The 17,002-nt window shown below is 48.6% G+C and carries 17 protein-coding genes and 1 tRNA gene; 5 read left to right on the top strand and 13 right to left on the bottom strand.

Annotation, left to right across the window (positions count from 1 at the left end; genetic code table 11):
* Positions 1 to 12: 12 nt before the first annotated feature.
* The 7 genes from HZB31_15890 to HZB31_15860 form a co-directional block, all read right to left on the bottom strand.
* Positions 13 to 1,173: a hypothetical protein gene (locus HZB31_15890; protein MBI5849399.1), complete on the bottom strand. Its 1,161-nt coding sequence runs from the start codon at positions 1,171 to 1,173 to the stop codon at positions 13 to 15.
* 22 nt (positions 1,174 to 1,195) lie between these two features.
* On the bottom strand, positions 1,196 to 1,636 hold the full coding sequence (locus tag HZB31_15885) for a periplasmic heavy metal sensor (protein ID MBI5849398.1): 441 nt from the start codon (positions 1,634 to 1,636) through the stop codon (positions 1,196 to 1,198).
* Positions 1,633 to 2,019 carry a zf-HC2 domain-containing protein gene (locus HZB31_15880; protein MBI5849397.1) on the bottom strand — a complete coding sequence of 129 codons (387 nt, stop codon included), beginning with the start codon at positions 2,017 to 2,019 and terminating at the stop codon, positions 1,633 to 1,635. Before HZB31_15880 ends, HZB31_15885 begins: the two co-directional genes overlap by 4 nt.
* Before the next feature lie 81 nt (positions 2,020 to 2,100).
* Positions 2,101 to 2,661, bottom strand: a complete 561-nt coding sequence (locus HZB31_15875; protein MBI5849396.1) for an RNA polymerase sigma factor — start codon at positions 2,659 to 2,661, stop codon at positions 2,101 to 2,103.
* A 567-nt stretch (positions 2,662 to 3,228) separates the two neighbouring features.
* Positions 3,229 to 3,828 carry a fused MFS/spermidine synthase gene (locus HZB31_15870; GenBank protein ID MBI5849395.1) on the bottom strand — a complete coding sequence of 200 codons (600 nt, stop codon included), beginning with the start codon at positions 3,826 to 3,828 and terminating at the stop codon, positions 3,229 to 3,231.
* 11 nt (positions 3,829 to 3,839) lie between these two features.
* Entirely contained in the window at positions 3,840 to 4,760 is a 921-nt protein-coding gene (locus tag HZB31_15865; GenBank protein MBI5849394.1) for a fused MFS/spermidine synthase, read from the bottom strand.
* A 525-nt stretch (positions 4,761 to 5,285) separates the two neighbouring features.
* The gene (locus tag HZB31_15860; protein MBI5849393.1) at positions 5,286 to 7,151 is read right to left on the bottom strand and encodes an NAD(P)-binding protein; all 1,866 of its coding nucleotides are present in this window, start codon (positions 7,149 to 7,151) and stop codon (positions 5,286 to 5,288) included.
* A gap of 673 nt (positions 7,152 to 7,824) precedes the next feature.
* On the opposite strand from HZB31_15860, the gene HZB31_15855 reads away from it, so the two are divergent.
* From HZB31_15855 to HZB31_15835, 5 genes are all read left to right on the top strand, one after another.
* A complete protein-coding gene (locus tag HZB31_15855) occupies positions 7,825 to 8,007 on the top strand; it encodes a hypothetical protein (GenBank protein MBI5849392.1) in 183 nt (60 codons plus the stop codon).
* Positions 7,950 to 8,147: a type II toxin-antitoxin system RelE/ParE family toxin gene (locus tag HZB31_15850; protein ID MBI5849391.1), complete on the top strand. Its 198-nt coding sequence runs from the start codon at positions 7,950 to 7,952 to the stop codon at positions 8,145 to 8,147. The genes HZB31_15855 and HZB31_15850 overlap by 58 nt, the downstream gene beginning before the upstream one ends.
* Positions 8,144 to 8,431, top strand: a complete 288-nt coding sequence (locus HZB31_15845) for a helix-turn-helix transcriptional regulator (GenBank protein MBI5849390.1) — start codon at positions 8,144 to 8,146, stop codon at positions 8,429 to 8,431. The genes HZB31_15850 and HZB31_15845 overlap by 4 nt, the downstream gene beginning before the upstream one ends.
* Before the next feature lie 129 nt (positions 8,432 to 8,560).
* Positions 8,561 to 8,645: transfer RNA gene (locus HZB31_15840), tRNA-Leu, on the top strand.
* A 142-nt stretch (positions 8,646 to 8,787) separates the two neighbouring features.
* Positions 8,788 to 9,078: a hypothetical protein gene (locus tag HZB31_15835; GenBank protein MBI5849389.1), complete on the top strand. Its 291-nt coding sequence runs from the start codon at positions 8,788 to 8,790 to the stop codon at positions 9,076 to 9,078.
* A gap of 67 nt (positions 9,079 to 9,145) precedes the next feature.
* Here the strand turns inward: HZB31_15835 and HZB31_15830 are convergent, their stop codons facing one another.
* From HZB31_15830 to HZB31_15805, 6 genes are all read right to left on the bottom strand, one after another.
* Entirely contained in the window at positions 9,146 to 9,709 is a 564-nt protein-coding gene (locus HZB31_15830; GenBank protein MBI5849388.1) for a hypothetical protein, read from the bottom strand.
* 5 nt (positions 9,710 to 9,714) lie between these two features.
* Complete coding sequence (locus tag HZB31_15825) at positions 9,715 to 9,918, bottom strand: 4-oxalocrotonate tautomerase family protein (GenBank protein MBI5849387.1); 204 nt, start codon at positions 9,916 to 9,918, stop codon at positions 9,715 to 9,717.
* 61 nt (positions 9,919 to 9,979) lie between these two features.
* Complete coding sequence (locus tag HZB31_15820) at positions 9,980 to 12,421, bottom strand: PAS domain S-box protein (protein ID MBI5849386.1); 2,442 nt, start codon at positions 12,419 to 12,421, stop codon at positions 9,980 to 9,982.
* Between the two features lie 340 nt (positions 12,422 to 12,761).
* A complete protein-coding gene (locus HZB31_15815; protein ID MBI5849385.1) occupies positions 12,762 to 14,846 on the bottom strand; it encodes a FecR domain-containing protein in 2,085 nt (694 codons plus the stop codon).
* A 182-nt stretch (positions 14,847 to 15,028) separates the two neighbouring features.
* Positions 15,029 to 15,541 carry a hypothetical protein gene (locus HZB31_15810; protein ID MBI5849384.1) on the bottom strand — a complete coding sequence of 171 codons (513 nt, stop codon included), beginning with the start codon at positions 15,539 to 15,541 and terminating at the stop codon, positions 15,029 to 15,031.
* A gap of 69 nt (positions 15,542 to 15,610) precedes the next feature.
* Complete coding sequence (locus HZB31_15805) at positions 15,611 to 16,900, bottom strand: radical SAM/SPASM family putative metalloenzyme maturase (GenBank protein ID MBI5849383.1); 1,290 nt, start codon at positions 16,898 to 16,900, stop codon at positions 15,611 to 15,613.
* Positions 16,901 to 17,002 lie beyond the last annotated feature (102 nt).

Genomic DNA, 17,002 nt, shown 5'->3' with positions numbered 1-17,002 from the left:
ATTGGTTATGAGCTATTCGGTGCTCGGAAACTCCTTGCCCTCTTTGATACCGAAGAACATAACCTTTGCGGGCACAGCAATTGTTGAGACAACCTCCATCTTGGCAACATCGATCTTTGCCATTGTCTTATCATCTGAAGCCACCGCGTAGAAGAACTTGCCGTCAGGCGTGAAATAGGAGGCATGCGCCTGCTTGGTTCCATTGCCGATTCGGATATCCTTGATGTTCTCCTGCTTTGCGATATCCACCACGGAAATTACACCGTCATTGTGGTGCACAATAAAGAAATACTTCCCATCGCGGGAGATCGACGGATGCCCTGGACCATTGCCGGACTTGATCGTCTTGATCCACTCCCTCTTTGCCGTATCAAGGACTGCGATATGAGACCCGCCCTCATTACAGAAGAAGAAATAACGGTTATCAGGGCTGAAAGCACCATGGTGTCCAGGACCTTTTTCGCCTTCAGCTAACGGGAAAGGAATGTCCTTGATAATAGTATCTGTCCCGACATCGATAAGGGTCAGGCTGGTACCGGTCTTGGTCTTCTCGTTTACAGAATAGAGCACCTTACCGTCAGGTGAAGAATGCAGGTAATGGCTGCCACCCGGAAGCGTGATCAATTTGTCGATGCTGCCCTTGGCAACATTGACCTTGACGATGTTGCCGTTCACCGAATCAGGAGCATAAATGAACTTTCCGTCAGGACTCCAATACGGATGCTTCACCATCGGGGCCTTAAACTCGCCCTTCACTTCGCCGAGATCAACCGTCTTGGTGATCGTATCGCTTGCCGTGTCGATAAGTGACAACTTCAGCGCGTCTTTGTAGGCAACAGCCAGTGTCTTTCCGTCGGGTGATATGGCGAGTTGGAAAGAAGTCGCGGGCAGGTCGATAGTCTTAACCACAGTCCAATCGTCAGCCTTAATTACCGTGACGTTCTTACTGCCCCGATTGTTTACATAAATACGGCCGTCTGGAGTTGCTGCCATCGCATGGGGCACTAATCCGACAGGCAGGGTTTTTATCACCTTTTCTGTGTTCAGATCTATCACGGTGACACTATTCTCGCCCTCACTGGACACAAAGGCCACCCTCTCTGATGCGTGAACTATGTTGCTGATAAACAACGCCAATAGAAGCGCTGCGAATAACACTGCTGTCTTTCTCATCGTTTCCTCCTTTGTGAAATAGTTATTTTCCCCTGGGGGCTTTTTCTCCGTGAACTCCTAATCCACCTCCTTCAAATTCGCTCCGTATTACTTTATAGAACTGTTCTTTCTGTTTAGAGGAAAGGAGTTCCTTTTCTTCAAGTATGTGGTCAATGACTTTTCTTTCCAGTTCAGTCTGAAGACTTGATATCTCCCTGCTTTTGGAATCGATTTCCTGCATGGCGGGATGTTCAGCAAAGAGCAGATCACTCAGTTCGAGCCTTTTTTGACGAAGAGCTTGCCTGACTCCTGCAACCTCAGGCAGGAAGCTCTTTCTTATCTCTTCTACCTTCTGTTTTTGATCCTCGGTGAGCTCAATCAGGTCAAGATAACCCCTGATCGGTTTACGGCGGGTTGTCCTCACTTTATTTACAAGAAAGACAATGATAATAACTGAAAGGAATAATATAAGAAGGTCCTTCAATTGGACACTTCCCGAATAAGGCCAATGTAGATACCTGAAAGCGACTCGGGCGGAAAATCATCGAAGTTGCGCAGATGGCGGTAAGCTGGATAGCGTCCCTTTGTAGTTGCGTAGTATTCCGCCTTGAATAAAAGAGATACGAAAGCAACAGCATACATGTAAAGATATTCTTTTACATAATCACACCGTTTCCATGCCGCAGCCCGCTGGACAGCCGTTGAAGCGAATGTCGGAACCGGGCTCTCGTCGGGTATTGAATCCAATAAGTCATTGATTTTCCGAAGTGACTTTTCCTCCTGAGTGCAGAATTGACACTGCGTCAGATGCCTTTCGATCAGGCTGTGCTCCGGGGGCGGCAGTTCATTATCTATGAATGCAGACAACTTTTCCTGAACTTCCTTGCAGGCCCTCATAACTACTTAAACACTAATAAGGGGAAAAACTTGCGGGACGAAACAAAAAAATCAGAGATAGGGGGACATTTGCTTTTTGAGCCCCTTCCGTGCCCTGTGTATGAGGGATTCGACGGCGGAAACTGAACAGATCATCATGCGGCTTATTTCGACATAGCTAAAGCCATCGTACTTGTGCAGAAGCAGGGCGACTTTCTGTTTTTCCGGAAGACTATTGAGCGCTTTCATCAGGATCGTGCTTAACTGGCGGTCTTCAGTTTGCTTTTCCAGTGAGAAGCGGTCCGAAGCAAGAGCAACAAAGCCAGCTTCATTCAGCTCAAAGATGTCTATGGTATTTCTATGTAACCTGTTATCCCTCAGTTCATTGAGGCAGAGATTGGTCGCAATCTTAAAAAGCCACGTTTTGAAAGACGCAAGAGGCTGGTAATCCTTTGCTGTTTTGAAAACCCTCAGAAAAACCTCTTGAGCAATGTCCTCTGCTGCACCCTTGTCACCGGTATATCTATAGGCATAATTAAGCAAGCTATTCTGGTAGCATTCGACAATCTCGCGGAACGCCGAAAGATTTCCGGCGGCAACTTCGGCCATTATTTTAGATTCGGCTTTATCCATCGATTTTAAATATCCAAACTTTGTGATGGTATTTTATACAAGCCGACCTATTCAGTAAAGATACTTTATTTGAAAAGCGCACTTCCCCTATCGCGGGGCAGTTTGTAACAAGGAAGCCATGAAATCAAGTCATCGAACATGAAGATAAGTCCTCCCTTTTTAACAAGATTTAGCAGCTACATTGACAAATGGAAGAAGTAAGAAAAGCGTTTGCAAATGTTGTAAAGACGATTCTTGCACTCTTGAGCTGTGGCCGAAAGTGTGATTTCATTAATTTATGAATGGAGACAAGGCGGAAGCCCTTAGCCCTCCCGCAACGAAAGTTGTAGTTGATATCGAAACCTGCCCCAAAAGCGATATCGGTAGATACCATCTTACCGGAGTTAAAACGCACCATAATTATTAGTTTGTTACACCTACCATCCCTCAGTTTCAGACGGACTAAACCATATGAACATTACGAATGGGATGAGAGACCTCGCAAACAACCTGATGGTGCGTGTTTCGGCCACAAAGTCGCACCCATTAATGATAAATATTAATTTCCACTGCTGGGATTGGTATCCCTTATCGGTCAGCCTGCGCCATATTGCAACTCAAGTTCATGAAGTAAAGCGGAATCGCCAAAAAGATAAGCAGAACTCCCTGCCCTATGATGAGAGCGTTGACGCCAGCCAGAGTGATTAGATAAAAAGAAGTGATGATAGTACCGATAATACTTCCGAACGTGGAAAGGGCATAGAGCGTTCCGATGGTTTTGCCTGAAGTATGCAGGCTGCAGATCATCAGTTTTGTCGAGTACGGGCTCACGATGCCGAGGAATACTGACGGGATCAGAAAGAGGACAGAAGAGGCTATCAGAGGGCTCATCCTCACACCCAGATCTTTCATGAATATCCAGTCTGATATTAAACTGCTGTATAGAGGAAACGTCAGCAAGAGCAGGCCCGGTGAGATAAGTATAAGACTGAGTTTTCGGGAGGACGGATTGATATCAGCGAGTCGTCCTCCTAAATAGTAACCGACAGAGAGTCCTGCAAGGAAGACACTGATCAGGCTTCCCCAGACAAAGACAGAACTGCCGAAGTTCGGGGCAAGCACCCTGCTGCCCAGAATTTCAAATGACATTACGATTGCGCCGCACATAAAAACTACGAATTTAATCATGCCTCGCCTCCTTACGGTGCCGCTGATTTCTGGTGTTGATAGAGATTTACCGGCGCAAAGTCGTCGGTAAGGATCTTGGCGCCGTCCCACTCATAGGCAGATGAAGTCTCATATCGTGATGCTAACTCCTCAAGGTCGATATCAAATTTTCGATCAGATTGAATTTTATGGGCTCTTGTTTCGACTACGTCCTTGTTTTTAATGTTGTTGCTCAATGTTGCAACGAAAATAAAATTGCCCGACTTCTTTCCTTTGAAAACGTAAAGGTGAGGAAATGCCTTCTTATAGGTCATAACCATGGAATCGAAAAACTTATTTCTGAAAGGAGAGGTTATATTGGCAACGACTACGCCGTTATCCTTTAACCTGCTTTTCACTTCCTTAAGAAACTCAAGTGTCGTAAGATGAAAAGGAATGTAGTCATTCTGATAGGCATCGAGAACGATCCAGTCGAATTTCTTCTTTGTCCTTTTGGCAAAAAGCCTGCCGTCATCTACATATACTTTCATCCTCTCGTTTTCTTTGAAATAAAAATACTTCTGAGCCACAGACAGCATGTCGGGGTCAATCTCTGCGATATCGATAACGACATCCGGATAGTGCATAGTGAAATACTTGGGCATGGCGCCAGCGCCGAGACCGATAAAAAGGACGTCCTTAGGGTCTCTGTCCAGAAAGGCAAGAGAGATAAAGCTCATCTGTGTGAATTCAAGAAGGAGTTTATCTGGCGCATTTACGTAAATGCCTCCCTGTGTAAATTCTCTCTTTTGGTTACGGACATACCGCTCTTTCTTGGCAATATCCTCGATGACGGAAATATATTGGTACAGGGAATTCTTTTCGAACAGCAATTTCTCCGAAGGTTCGAGAGCAAACCCCTGCAGGGGAAACAGCACAAGACATAAGCTTAATACCATAAATATTCTTGTCATGATGACTCCTTAGTTGCAGTTCTGCCGGTCCAAGTAATGCCGGTCACATAGGCGCTACTGATCTTCAGGCAACTGGCGGGGAAAGACCGGAAAGGCAGTCGTAAGTGTTTCTTCGGGATATGAACGTTTGTGCGTTTTTTTTATTAAACGTGCATGATCGATCTTCAGTCAGCACAAGGAATTCAGTTATGGTGCATAAATCAGGCTTTAGCGACCTGCTTGTGAAACGCTGGTGATCATCGGTTCTGCCGATGTCCTTTTTGATATGCAGGTGTGAGTCGTTATGTAGCGGATCGACGGATAGTTCTTCATGGCTGGCTCCATCATGGATTGAAACGTGATCATCGCCGTTTTCCGGATGATAGTCGGCGTCGTGGTCGTGGCTGTGATAAAGCGGTGAAAGAAAAACAATACTGAGGACGAATACAAGACAGAGAGTTAAAGGTGATCTTGATCTAAGTGATCTCTTAAGCGGCATATCTTTAGTTTACAAAAAACTCTCAAAGTTAAGAAACATATTTTTAACTATGCTTCCATGGCCTGTCTTGCGGCTCTTCTGCCTTCATCCACAGCCGCAACCCAGTGCTGATGCCCATTGAGTTCAGCATGGGCAAAGGCAATACTTCCAAAGGCCTTGCGAATGACATCCCGCGCTGCAGGCTTGCCGTCTTTGCCGAAGTAAAAGCCGGGCTGCGGATTCACATAGCTGTATGTCCACCGGTTCAGAATAAGGCCGGCAATATCTTTTTCCGCATTAAATCCATTTGCTGAAAAAAGCTGTTTCATCTGACCAATTAGTAGGGACTGGAACTCGGCAAAGCTTGTTCCCAAAAGCTTTTTTCTGCCATTTTCTCCCTGTTCTTCAATAGGCAGGCCCGGCTGATGAAAGGAAATGTAAAAAGTAAGCACTGTGGGCTTATCAGGATGCAGCGGCGGGTGGTAATCTCCTATATACATCGGCTTACGAATATTGCAACCGAAGCCGAAACCGCCTTGCCATTTACAGGCAGTAAGATCTAATCGGTAAAGAAAACGCCAGTTAGTAAGGGCTACATTTGCTACAAGTATGGGAGAGACGTGGAATTGATTGAAGGCTTCAGCATGGCTGAGAGGCAGGCCGGATACAACCTTTCGCGAGAGGCGACTGCCGCATGCCATTACAACACTTCGGGTCTTGAGGCGAAAAATCTTTCCATCACGCTGATAGATAACAGTTACGTTCTTCTCCTGAGTAGAGCTGCGTTCCTGTTCAACACGGATTACAGAGGAGCCAAGCCTTAAACGCACCTTGTTACTTTCACGATCCAGAGCGGGGAAGCGCACTTGTCCGTTGTGAATAGCTGCAAAGCTTTTGCCGCCTTCAATGGCATCGGGAATGAGGGCTTTAATGAAATAGCGGGAGAAGCCGTCATTGCCGCCGGGGAAGGAATGCCAGTGGCTGTTCTTTAATGAGCCATGTCCCCGGAACTCAGGGAAACCCGGCATTGATACCTGACGTGCAGTATAGGCGCTGATTACATCACAGCCAAGCCCAACCACACTGGCGAGAACAGGATCAGCATAGCGTGTTATTTCCGGATCGAGCGTCAGAATCTTTTCCAGATAATCCTTGTATGTCATCGAATCAAGCCAGCGGCCGTAGTCATCACCTTCATATTGGCGATCTGATATATTTCGCCAGCGAAGAAAATCTTTCCGGGCCTTTTCCGAATACGGAGTTCCTGCAAGCTTGTTCTCCCAGAAGTCTGACACCCACTTGCCGGGTGTGCCCTGTTCCTGACCGGCATAATAGTACCCAATGCTTTTTGAATCGAACCAGAGCCGGTAGCCAAAATTTGTGGTATCAAAGTCCATAGGTTTTAACTCGGAAGGTAGCTCAGCATAGGTAAAATCTGTTGGTATGCCCAATTCATGGTAAATATCGTAACCTGGAATACCCGGGCGGTCTATAACGCCAAAGGCGTTAGACGCCTGTGGTCCAATAAGCCGCTCTCCCTGCACCATGAATTCATTTCTTTTTGCTGCGCCGCCAAAGATAGGATGGTTGTCGAGGATAAGGCATTTTGCCTGCTTTGAAGAAAACTTATTAAACTCATACGCAGCCCCCAGACCGCTCAGACCTCCACCGACAATGACAAGATCATATGTTTCGCCAGTATTTATAGCTTCAGTGGTTAGGGATGTGTAGTCCCCATTTTCTATAGCCATGAACGCTTTAATTACAGCAGCAGTGTTCCCATTGGAATATGCATAATCGCCTATGCCCCCGAAGCCGTAGGTCGGCAGAGATTGAGCAAACAGTTTCAGTGGAGCAGGCAACTCAAGCAGGAGAACCCCCGCTCCAAGAAGCGCACCATTGAGAAAATCCCGACGAGTAATCTTAGGATTCATGGATATTTATATTGTATCACTATGCAGTTGGCTGAAGTAGAAATTATAGTTCTTTTGTGTTATCTATGCGTGTTCCACGCTGACTATAACCTTAGCAGGATTCCTCTTGCGTGTTATCAGTAGTCCAAAGTTACACCGGCATTGTTAATGTCACACTTGTCTGCTATATGGGGTATCGTGCATCGACCGAGATATCTCAAATTTGCTGACTTGGAAGGGAATTAAACGGGCATCAACGAGTGAGGCAAGCAGACACAAACTATTTACCATATGCGGTAATTTCTATTTTTCCATTCTTAAATTTCAAGTTTGGTTTCTTTATCATTTGACCTTGCACTCTTGAGCTGTGGCCGAAAGTGTGATTTCAATAACTTATGAATAGAGACGAGGCGGGAGCTTTAGCCCGGAAGCCCTTAGCCCTTCCGCAACAAAAGTGAGGACAGTGCGATATCAATAGTGTGTGTGTTGTTTCATATGATAGGGATCGAAGCCCTGAGGGTCAGACATTATACGCATGATACCTTAACAAGGATTTTTTATTTGCAGGTCTCAATTGCAATTTAAATTCCTTTTCTTGATCAATATGATCATGGGTATGATGGCTTGATTCACAAGATCCCGACCTTTCAGGAATTGCCCTTTTATTATGATCACTTAAATGCTATAATGGCCTATGCAGTGGGAAGTTGAATTCTATAAAGACAAAAACAGCCATGAGCCTCTGAAAGAGTTTTTGGACGATCTTCCCGCAGCTGCCAGGGCGAAAGTTGTGAGGCTGTTAGCTCTTCTTGCCGAACAGTGCGTTCTTGTGAAGAGCCCTATACTCGGCAGATCAGGAACAAGATCAGGGAGTTGAGGGTAAAGGACAACCTTGGACATATTCGGGTTCTATATTTTACGTTTACCGGGAAGCGCTTTGTTCTTTTACATGGCTTTTTGAAAAAAGCAGAAAAAAGGATGAAAGATTTTATAGAACGGTACGGAGGTAAATCATGAGAACATTAAAAGAGTATATAGCAAATCAGATGAAAAGCCCGGACTTCAAAAAGGCATGGGATGATCTTGACCCTGAATTTCAGGTATTGAAGGCCATGATAAAGGCCCGCGAAAAGTCGGGGGTTTCTCAGGCTGAACTTGCCAGACGGTGCGGGACTAAGCAGAGTGTAATTTCAAGACTCGAACGCGGCGCATTCAGCAAGGCCACGCTTGAGACGATCAAAAAAGTGGCAGATGCTCTTGATATGCAGCTTGAAATAAAACTTCATCACAGGAAGGCCTAAAAAGACAAATTCGATTGTTGGGGAAAAGCTCCAAAGAGCGTCTAACAGTTACAATTTGGTTACAGCAAGCCAAATTCAACCCGCTGATTCACTTTACGGATATGCCTAACTTATTGAATAATAAACAGTGCGGGAGTGGCGGAACTGGCAGACGCGCTGGACTTAGGATCCAGTGGGGCAACCTGTAGGGGTTCAAATCCCCTCCCCCGCACCATATTCCCCTCAAAAGGCTTTCCCGTCTCATCATATTCTTCTGTTCAAACCGTTGTCATTTGTGAAAAAAACTTAACTGGATGTCCTGCGGCGATGCCGGTATACTGGATGCGGAATTTATTCTATGGTAATAGGGAGGCTCCATGGGACTGGAACAGAGAGATGTCAGAAAGGGATGCTCTGAGATACTGGAATTTACAGTGGCAGTCTTCAACAACAACAGACTGCGGTTCGTCGATCTTTCGGGGCTGGCGATAAACAGGTCGAAAAACGGCATCTGCTTTATCACGCGCTATCCTCTAAGATCGGGACATGTTATTAAATTCAGGAAAAACATGGGCCGCTACGGCCACGGCGTTATAATGTGGATCAAAGACCTCGGAGACCGTTATATTGCCGGTGCATCGCTTGTTGACGAAGCCGCTTTATCCTGAACAGCTTCACGATTATCGAATGCGGCAATGCGTGCCGGATCCGGATCAAAATGATAAACAGTTGCCGCTAATCCGGTTTTATGATATTGAACTTTGCACCTTTTATTGATGCTCCGGCCATGAACCCCTTCTGGTCAATGATAAATCCAAGTACAGGATGTTGGCTCACCAGGGTGCTGGCAGGCAGATCGATACCGGTATCAATCAATGTTACTTCTGCGTCAACGCCGGCTTCCCAGCCTTTGCCCAACCGGAATTTCCTGAGCGCCTCTTCAGTGGCAAAAATAATGATGAGGTCATATTTTTCTGCCCCTATCTGAAATCCGAAAGACCCGGCAGCCATGCTGTAGTATGCAGTGGTCTTGCCGTCCTCCCTCAGCGCACCCTCTCCGTATTGGCCGCCAAGGATGAATGCTGCCTTTGTGATATGGGGTATCACAAGCACTCCTTTTGCTATCTCCTGAAATGCCCGGCCTCCTTTGACCTGCTGACTGAATCGGTGAAGGGCTGCATTTACACCGGCATCTATCTCTCCTGTTGTCACGGCATAAGAAGCACTGGCCGTCAGGGAAAAGATCATGGTGATACAGCCAATCCAAAAAATAATTTTCAGAACATTATTTACAGCCATCCTAATTATCCTCCCTGTTTTCTTCTCATGCTTACCGTCTCCCCGCCAATACCCCAGTTGTCCGTATCCAGTTCATCGATGATCACAACTGTTGTTGCCGGGTTCTTCCCCAGGACGTCCCGAAGCAGATTCGTAACGCCTCTGATAAGTTCAGCCTTCTTCTCAGGAGTTGCACCGTCTTTGGTGATCTTGATATTCACAAATGGCATAAAACTCCTCCTTGCACTAATCACGTTTCTTGCTTATACGCAAAGCAACACGTTCCCTGAATCAGGAATTACTTCTTTTATCCAATATCTCGCGCAATCTGTTGGTTAATTTAGTCGGTGACAGAGGCTTCTGGATAAGTATATCGCCCTCGGTCAGGACGCCTTGCCGGGTAATCGTTTCGTCCGTGTATCCGGACATGAATATGACCTTAACGCCAGGATAGTCCCTTCGAAAAATATCGGCAAGCTGACTGCCGTTCATGTTCGGCATAATAACATCGGTCAGCAGCACCTCAATCGGTTCAGTTGCCTGTTGCGCCGTATGCAGTGCCTCATCGCCGTCATTGGCAAACAGAAGCCTGTAGCCCAGCGGCTCAAGCACGTCTTTGATCAATTTGCGGATCGAAGGATCATCGTCAACAACAAGCACAACCTCACTTCCCCCGGCCAGCACTTCATATGCCTTTTCAGGCAAGGCCGCCCTTTCTTCGCCGGAGACAGGGAGGTAAATCTTGAACGTTGTTCCCTTCCCGATCTCGCTGTAAACATAGATATATCCGTTGTGCTGCTTAACGATGCCATAGACCGTTGCAAGTCCAAGTCCTGTCCCTTCACTCATCCCCTTGGTAGTGAAGAAGGGTTCGAAGATCCTCTCCTGCACCTTTTTGCTCATCCCTATTCCGGTGTCACTCACCGAAAGCAGCACGTAGTTGCCGCGTTCCACATTCTCATGTCGCACAACAAAATCGTCGTCCAGATACGCATTTGAGGTCTCTATGATCAATTTGCCGCCGTTGGGCATGGAATCGCGGGCATTGACGATCAGGTTCATCACAATCTGTTCTATCTGAACCGGATCAGCCATGATCGTGTTGAGGGATGGTCCCGTATGCAGTTCAAGAGATATGTCCTCCCTGACCATACGGGACATCATCTTCACCATGCTTTCGAGACTCGCACTGAGGTTGACGGCCTGCATCTGAAGCACCTGCTTACGGCTGAAGGCAAGCAGCCGATGGGTAAGCTCGGCGGCCTTTTCTCCCGCATCCTTTACGGTCACGAGATGGTCCTTCAGCGGACTTTCTGCAGGGAGTTTGAGCAGGGTCAATTCTGTGTACCCGATAATAGCGGACAGGAGATTATTGAAATCATGCGCAATGCCGCCGGCAAGGCGACCGATGGATTCCATCTTCTGCGCCTGGAGCAGCTGCAACTGCAGATTTTTTTGTTCCGTAATATCACGTATGATATGGACCGCGCCCGTCATCGTTCCATCGTTGCCCACAATTGGGTCGGCTGAGGCCAATACCCATATGCCTTTATCCTTGGAATAGATCTCCGATTCTTCGTGCCTTTTTGACCGCGCCATTTTCCTCAGAGGGTGCCGTTCAGGCTTTATGTCCATATTCGGGAAGAGTTCGAAGATACTGAGGCCAATAATTTTACGGTAGGGTCTATCGAGAAATGTGGCGGTCGCCCTGTTCAGCCGTATTACGTTGAATGCTTCATCCAGCATAAGCATCATGTCTTTTGTCGAGTCAAACGTAATACGCCATTCTTCCGACGACTTCTTGAGAGCATCTTCCGTCTGCCTGCGTTCGGCTATCTCCCTGTTGAGGCTTTCATTCAGATCGACAAGAGCTGAGGTCCTGTCCCTGACCTGCCTTTCAAGCTCCTGATTGGAATTCATTAACAGCTCTTCTGCCAGCTTGCGGTCAGTAATGTTCTTCGATATGACGGTCACCGCTTTTATGCTGTTATCCGCCCCCCTGATAGGGCTGAGCGAGCGCAGGAAATACTTTCCGTCCTTGCTGCTCTGCTGCTCATAGCGGAGGGATGTGCCGGTAGCAAAAACGGCTTCGATATTCCTGAGAAATTCATCCGACTCTTCAGCAGAATGAAGATCGCGATAGGGCAGACCGAGACATTCATCGGAAGAAAGGCCAAGCCTGGACAGGTGCATCTGGTTCATGAACTGGTACCGGCATTCCCTGTCCACAATGTATATGGAATCTTCGGTAGATTCGACCAGTGAATGATAAACATCTTCACGCTTTACCAGAATATCATCTGGCCTATTTTCTTTAGGTCCTGCCGCTTTCATCAGCCCGATTTTCCTGCGCGCCTCTAACAGTTCGGCGATGAGCTGCTCTTTTGATTTTTTCTGCAGATTGGCATCTAACAGGGTCCTGATGAACACCTTGTACATAAGCGGTGGATTAATAATCCTCATGCCGATCGTTATTTTTCGGGAATCTGAATCACTGCGGGAAAACCATGCCAGTTCACAGGCCAGGTCGATGTTCTTGCCGAATGGATCCTGGAAATGCAGCTCAACATGGTTGACCGGGACAAATCCTGCCGGGGCCTCGACAACTGATGTAACCGCAGAGCCAATGCCGTCTTTAGAGACATTGATAATAAAACCGTCATAGATTTTTCCTCCCAGGAGAATCTGCGCCGGCAGGTTCAGAGGAATTCTCTCGGATCGCCTTCTTTGCATTTCAGACCGATTTTATCATATACGGTTTATTTAAATATGGTTTTTCTCCGGATTAACGGCTCCCGCAACACGTGAGTCACACGACAGTCACTTGGGGAATTATGACTTTCTTCTGCATGAATAGATCTTAATAGATCGACCGGATTCTGCCAGTGCGTTTGCCGATGATCACCTTGTCGATGACCGTATTGTTCGGATCCTTTTTTATCTCTACCTTTAAATAACGTTCCTTCTCTGCGATCTCACCAATGACAAGTCCTTCATTTTCAACTTGACGGCATCGGCCAGGGTGACAGCATATGCCATTTCGTCACCCAGGCCGATGCCACTGAAGCGTTGTCTACCGGGGGACCGGAGCTCCACCCGAAACAGGCTTCTGCTGGCTGCCTTCTCCAGGGGCCTTCTGCTCTTCCTTATCCTGTCGCACCCTTTTTTCCTGCTGCTTATCCGGTCTGTTCAACGGTATTTCCTGCAGTTTCTTCTGACGTTCCTCAGGCTTTATCTGTCTGTTCTGAACAGGTGCACTCTCCTTCTGCTTTAACGGCTGCTGTGCAGGGGAGCCTTCGTCAGTTCTCCTGATATCTCTCTGTTTTGCACGATCAGGCGGCAAAATTTGCTGTTTCGGTTCTGCAGGCTTTATCTGCCTGTTCTGAACAGGTGCACTCTCCTTCTGCTTTAACGGCTGCTGTGCAGGGGAGCCTTCGTCAGTTCTCCTGATATCTCTCTGTTTTGTACGATCAGGCGGCAAAATTTGCTGTTTCGGTTCTGCAGGCTTCTCCGGTTGTTCGACCGGACGCGGTTTCAGTTTCTGAGAAGGCTGCACAACAGGCGCAGTATTAACCGGGGCTCTCTCTTTTTCTTTCCGCGGCACTCCCAGGCTTTCCGGCTGACGTCCACCTGTTTCGTCAGCTCCCCTCTTTTGAGCAGGCGTTATGACCTTTCCTCTCTCCTCGATCGGTTGTCTGTCCAGCGGCTTGAGCGTTCTATTCCTTTCAATTGACCTTTCGGCAGATCCGTCTCTGTTGCGTTCCCTCGGCGTCTCGACCGCCTTCACTCCCATCTGTTTATGCGGCCGCTCAGGTGAGAATAGGGATTTATCTTTTTCCCTGATGATCGGTCTTGACTCCCTGATTTCCCTGGCTTTGATTTCCCTTATCTTCATCGGAGGTTCCATGGCCCTTGGGATATCCCTGATAACGGCCATTCTCGATTCCCTCTCGGGTTTTATATCAGGCCTCCCGATATGGATCTTCTCGCTCAGAAACGGGTTTCCACTGACCTTGTTGTCGAGCTGTCGTCCCCTTATAAAGGCGTCGCGGTGCAGAGCGGTCACAGCATTATTAACCTGAATATTGCGATACCTGTTTTTCACTACAACGGAATTGATGTTCACCTTAACAAGGTTTACGCTGTGCGGCCCGTAGTTGCCGTATCCATAATAGGTCTCACGGGGAGCAAGAGGCACCCATGCGACAAGGGTTGGCGTGCTTACCCAGCCGACATACCCTGGCCCCCAATATACATCCCCTCTGGCAGGAGGGACCCAGAACCAGCCCACCGATGCAGCGTAATCCCACCTGCCGTAATGATATGGTGCCCATCCCCAGGGCTCATACCCTATCCAGACATAGTCACTGCCGATCCAGCTCCAGCGCCCGTTACGGTAGGGCGACCAGCCCACCGAGACCTGGACCGTTGGTGTCCAGACATATCCGTATTCCCTCACCGAGACCCATCTTCCGTTTTCGTCAAAGTCGCTTGCATAGGTTTCGAGTTCACCAGGCAGATACCGCAAGCTTTGTCTTCTCTCCCCGAGCCTGCGGTCCCTCTCTGCGTTCCAGCGTTCCCACGCATCAGCGCGGCCCAAAGGAGCAAGATCGGCATAATCATCACTGATCACAAGGGAGTTTCCGGCAGCCACCCGTGTGCTGCCGCTTCTGCCCTCCGCATAGACCAGGCCCGAGTATACCGATACATTGGTCTCGCCGCTGCCTGCCACATCAATATTAAACGTTGCCCGGTCATACGTCCTTACGGAAGATGCCGGCGTGTCGACCTGCACAAGGCCGCCGCTTCTTCCGCCCCTGAAGTTCACGTATGCACTGCCCTCTGCAAGATAGAATTGAGATGAATCGCTGCGGATGTTCAGAAGATCAAGTGAAGACCGCTGATCAAGTCTTACCTGCGTGCCGCCTGTAAGTTGCACTTCAGCCCTTGCACCCTCAGGCACCCAGAGGCTGTCACCTTCCTGCAGGGGCATATTCATGGATGCAGGAAACCACTCAGATGAATCCGCAGCCCTGATCTGCACATCGCCGTCCACAAGACTGAGACGGGCGTTTCCGAGGCCTTCTGCCCTGGCTGATACTGGAATTATCATCGATATGATCACTATTACCAGGCCTATGATTTTCAGATGCTTCATACCATGTTCCTCCTTTTTTTGTTTCTGCTCGTTAAACATCACTTGATCTGTTACGTTTCACTTTGCTTCTTTCAAAGAATATCCCTTTGCCCCTATTTCAGCAGTATTTTATGAATGCATTGTGAACTTCACAATGATTCATAATCACAAGGCTTAATCAGACCGGAAAACAGGGGAGTCGCTCAGATGATCACCTCTTCGATAGCAAGCGTGACATCTCCGCGGGAAGCATCGGGAACGGTCCATTGCAATGTCCATCGTGATTCCAATGTCTGTTCAGACGCAGCAGAGTCCGCACAGCGGTATTCAGCCCGGCAGACGAGATCGAACCTCCAGTTCAGGGCCGCCCGGTACCCAAACATATGTAACTTGCTGGCTGCGCCGGGGTGGGCAGTGAGCAGAAGATCATACAGGTCCCATCTGACGGTCCCCAGCGGAGGGATTGATACGGGAACAGACGGAAGGAGAGCGCCCGAGATATCCTGGATTGTGCCGCCTTCCTGGCCGAGAGTGGCATGGGGGACAACGTTTACCAGTTCAGCATCGGAAACATTGCGGAACGTCAGAATAGCTCTTTCAAAATGGACCTCCCTGTTGCCGCTCGCCGTCATTTGCGATGCCTCGGGCTCCAATGAGATTACAAGGGAACGCTCGTGGCCATCCTGTTCTGCTCTTCCCTCTCCGCTGTTCGTCATGAAGAATACCTCCTTAACACCGGCCTTCTGCCTTCAGCATATCACGGTCTGGCCCAAGGACCAAGCAGGTTATTGGAGACAATGAAAGAGCCCGGTGCACCAGAGACAGGCGCCGCAGGGCACAGACTCAAGATAGCAGTCCTGTTCAAATTCCTCCTCGCTCACATAGTCACAAAGAGCGAAACCGCAATCAAAGCAGAAGGGGAATTTGTAATCAAGCACGTTCTTTCGAAAGGAACAGGAGGCTGCATCGCTCCAGATCGCAAGGATGTCCCGCTCATGGACATTGCCAAAAACCCAGGGCTTCACCTTCTTGGCAAGGCCGCCCACATAACAGGCATACCGGTGCCAGAGAAAATAGCAGGGATGGATGTCCCCATCCCAGGAGATAAAGGCACCGTTTCCTTCAACAAACTCGCACTTCCTTGTATTACGCGGCGCCATGCCAGGGAGCGTCAGTTCCACTCCCGTCTCTCGCGCAGCAAGCCTTGCCTCATCAAAGACCCGTTCAACCGACGACAGCCACTGCTCGTCCCGCCTGAGCAGACGGTCCAGGTGAAGGGTAATGCCCTGCGCCTCTGCGTCGCCCCGCATCTTTGCAACAAGATCAACGATCCGCTCTTCTTCCGGCGTTCTTGCCACCTTCGTAAGCGTATCGGAATAGTGCCGGAGGTCAAGACCTTCCTGCAGCGCTTCTGTTTTCCAGTGCTTGAACAGGGCAATGGCGCCGGCAGTATTTGTATCGTATACAGTCTGTGCGACAAGGTCTTTCTGATACGGGAGGAGGTGAGTCACAATGGCAAAGCTGGCACCGTTTCTGCCCGCCCAGCGCACGACTTCAGGCAGCTCGGTAAGGTTGCTGCGCATCAGCACGAACTCGATGCCTATGCGGAGGTCACGTCCTCTGCCCCGCGCCCTGGCCTTGTTCAGACTCGAAAATGCCGCCACAATACCGCTCATCTGCCCGCCGCTCCGGATCGTGCGGAAACTGTCATCTGAAATCGTATCGACAGAGAGGCAGATGCGGTCGAGCCCTGCGTCAAGAAGTGAGGCAGCCCGCTGGTCGGTCAGCGCCATGCCGTTCGACTGAAACCCGACCCACGCCTGTTCAGGCATGAGGGCCTTTGCCTTGCGGATAAATGTCTCAAGATGCGGATTAAGAAGAGACTCCCCTATCCCATTCAGCACAAGGGCCTCAAGATGAGGAAATGCCGGGGCAAGGGCCTCAAAGGTCTCCGGTGTCATGCTGCCTTCAGGTATACCACCAACGCCGTTCTGCTTCACGCACATGTCGCATTTCAGATTACACCTGGTCGTAAGCTCGACAAAAAGTCGGGAGGGATAGGTGTTGGCTGTCATGACTCTATTTTATCATTGCCGTCACAAACTGCCATGACGCTGATCATGTTCGATCCTGCCCTATTTTCAGGCTGCATGCCTGTCTGCAGTGGCCAGAGGATA

The sequence above is a fragment of the Nitrospirota bacterium genome (genome assembly GCA_016235245.1).
Lineage (GTDB): Bacteria > Nitrospirota > Thermodesulfovibrionia > Thermodesulfovibrionales > UBA6898 > UBA6898.
Note: the sequence above shows the minus strand (reverse complement) of the source record. Positions and strands in the feature narration are given on the sequence as shown.

Excerpts from the sequence above, each read along its gene's own strand:
- HZB31_15805 (MBI5849383.1), bottom strand. The coding sequence starts at position 16,900 with ATGACAGCCAACACCTATCCCTCCCGACTTTTTGTCGAGCTTACGACC.
- HZB31_15825 (MBI5849387.1), bottom strand. The coding sequence starts at position 9,918 with ATGCCATTTGTGAATATCAAGATCACCAAAGACGGTGCAACTCCTGAG.
- HZB31_15820 (MBI5849386.1), bottom strand. The coding sequence starts at position 12,421 with ATGCAAAGAAGGCGATCCGAGAGAATTCCTCTGAACCTGCCGGCGCAG.
- HZB31_15815 (MBI5849385.1), bottom strand. The coding sequence starts at position 14,846 with ATGAAGCATCTGAAAATCATAGGCCTGGTAATAGTGATCATATCGATG.
- HZB31_15870 (MBI5849395.1), bottom strand. The coding sequence starts at position 3,828 with ATGATTAAATTCGTAGTTTTTATGTGCGGCGCAATCGTAATGTCATTT.
- HZB31_15810 (MBI5849384.1), bottom strand. The coding sequence starts at position 15,541 with ATGACGAACAGCGGAGAGGGAAGAGCAGAACAGGATGGCCACGAGCGT.
- HZB31_15860 (MBI5849393.1), bottom strand. The coding sequence starts at position 7,151 with ATGAATCCTAAGATTACTCGTCGGGATTTTCTCAATGGTGCGCTTCTT.
- HZB31_15845 (MBI5849390.1), top strand. The coding sequence starts at position 8,144 with ATGAGAACATTAAAAGAGTATATAGCAAATCAGATGAAAAGCCCGGAC.
- HZB31_15855 (MBI5849392.1), top strand. The coding sequence starts at position 7,825 with ATGCAGTGGGAAGTTGAATTCTATAAAGACAAAAACAGCCATGAGCCT.
- HZB31_15835 (MBI5849389.1), top strand. The coding sequence starts at position 8,788 with ATGGGACTGGAACAGAGAGATGTCAGAAAGGGATGCTCTGAGATACTG.
- HZB31_15875 (MBI5849396.1), bottom strand. The coding sequence starts at position 2,661 with ATGGATAAAGCCGAATCTAAAATAATGGCCGAAGTTGCCGCCGGAAAT.
- HZB31_15830 (MBI5849388.1), bottom strand. The coding sequence starts at position 9,709 with ATGGCTGTAAATAATGTTCTGAAAATTATTTTTTGGATTGGCTGTATC.
- HZB31_15865 (MBI5849394.1), bottom strand. The coding sequence starts at position 4,760 with ATGACAAGAATATTTATGGTATTAAGCTTATGTCTTGTGCTGTTTCCC.
- HZB31_15890 (MBI5849399.1), bottom strand. The coding sequence starts at position 1,173 with ATGAGAAAGACAGCAGTGTTATTCGCAGCGCTTCTATTGGCGTTGTTT.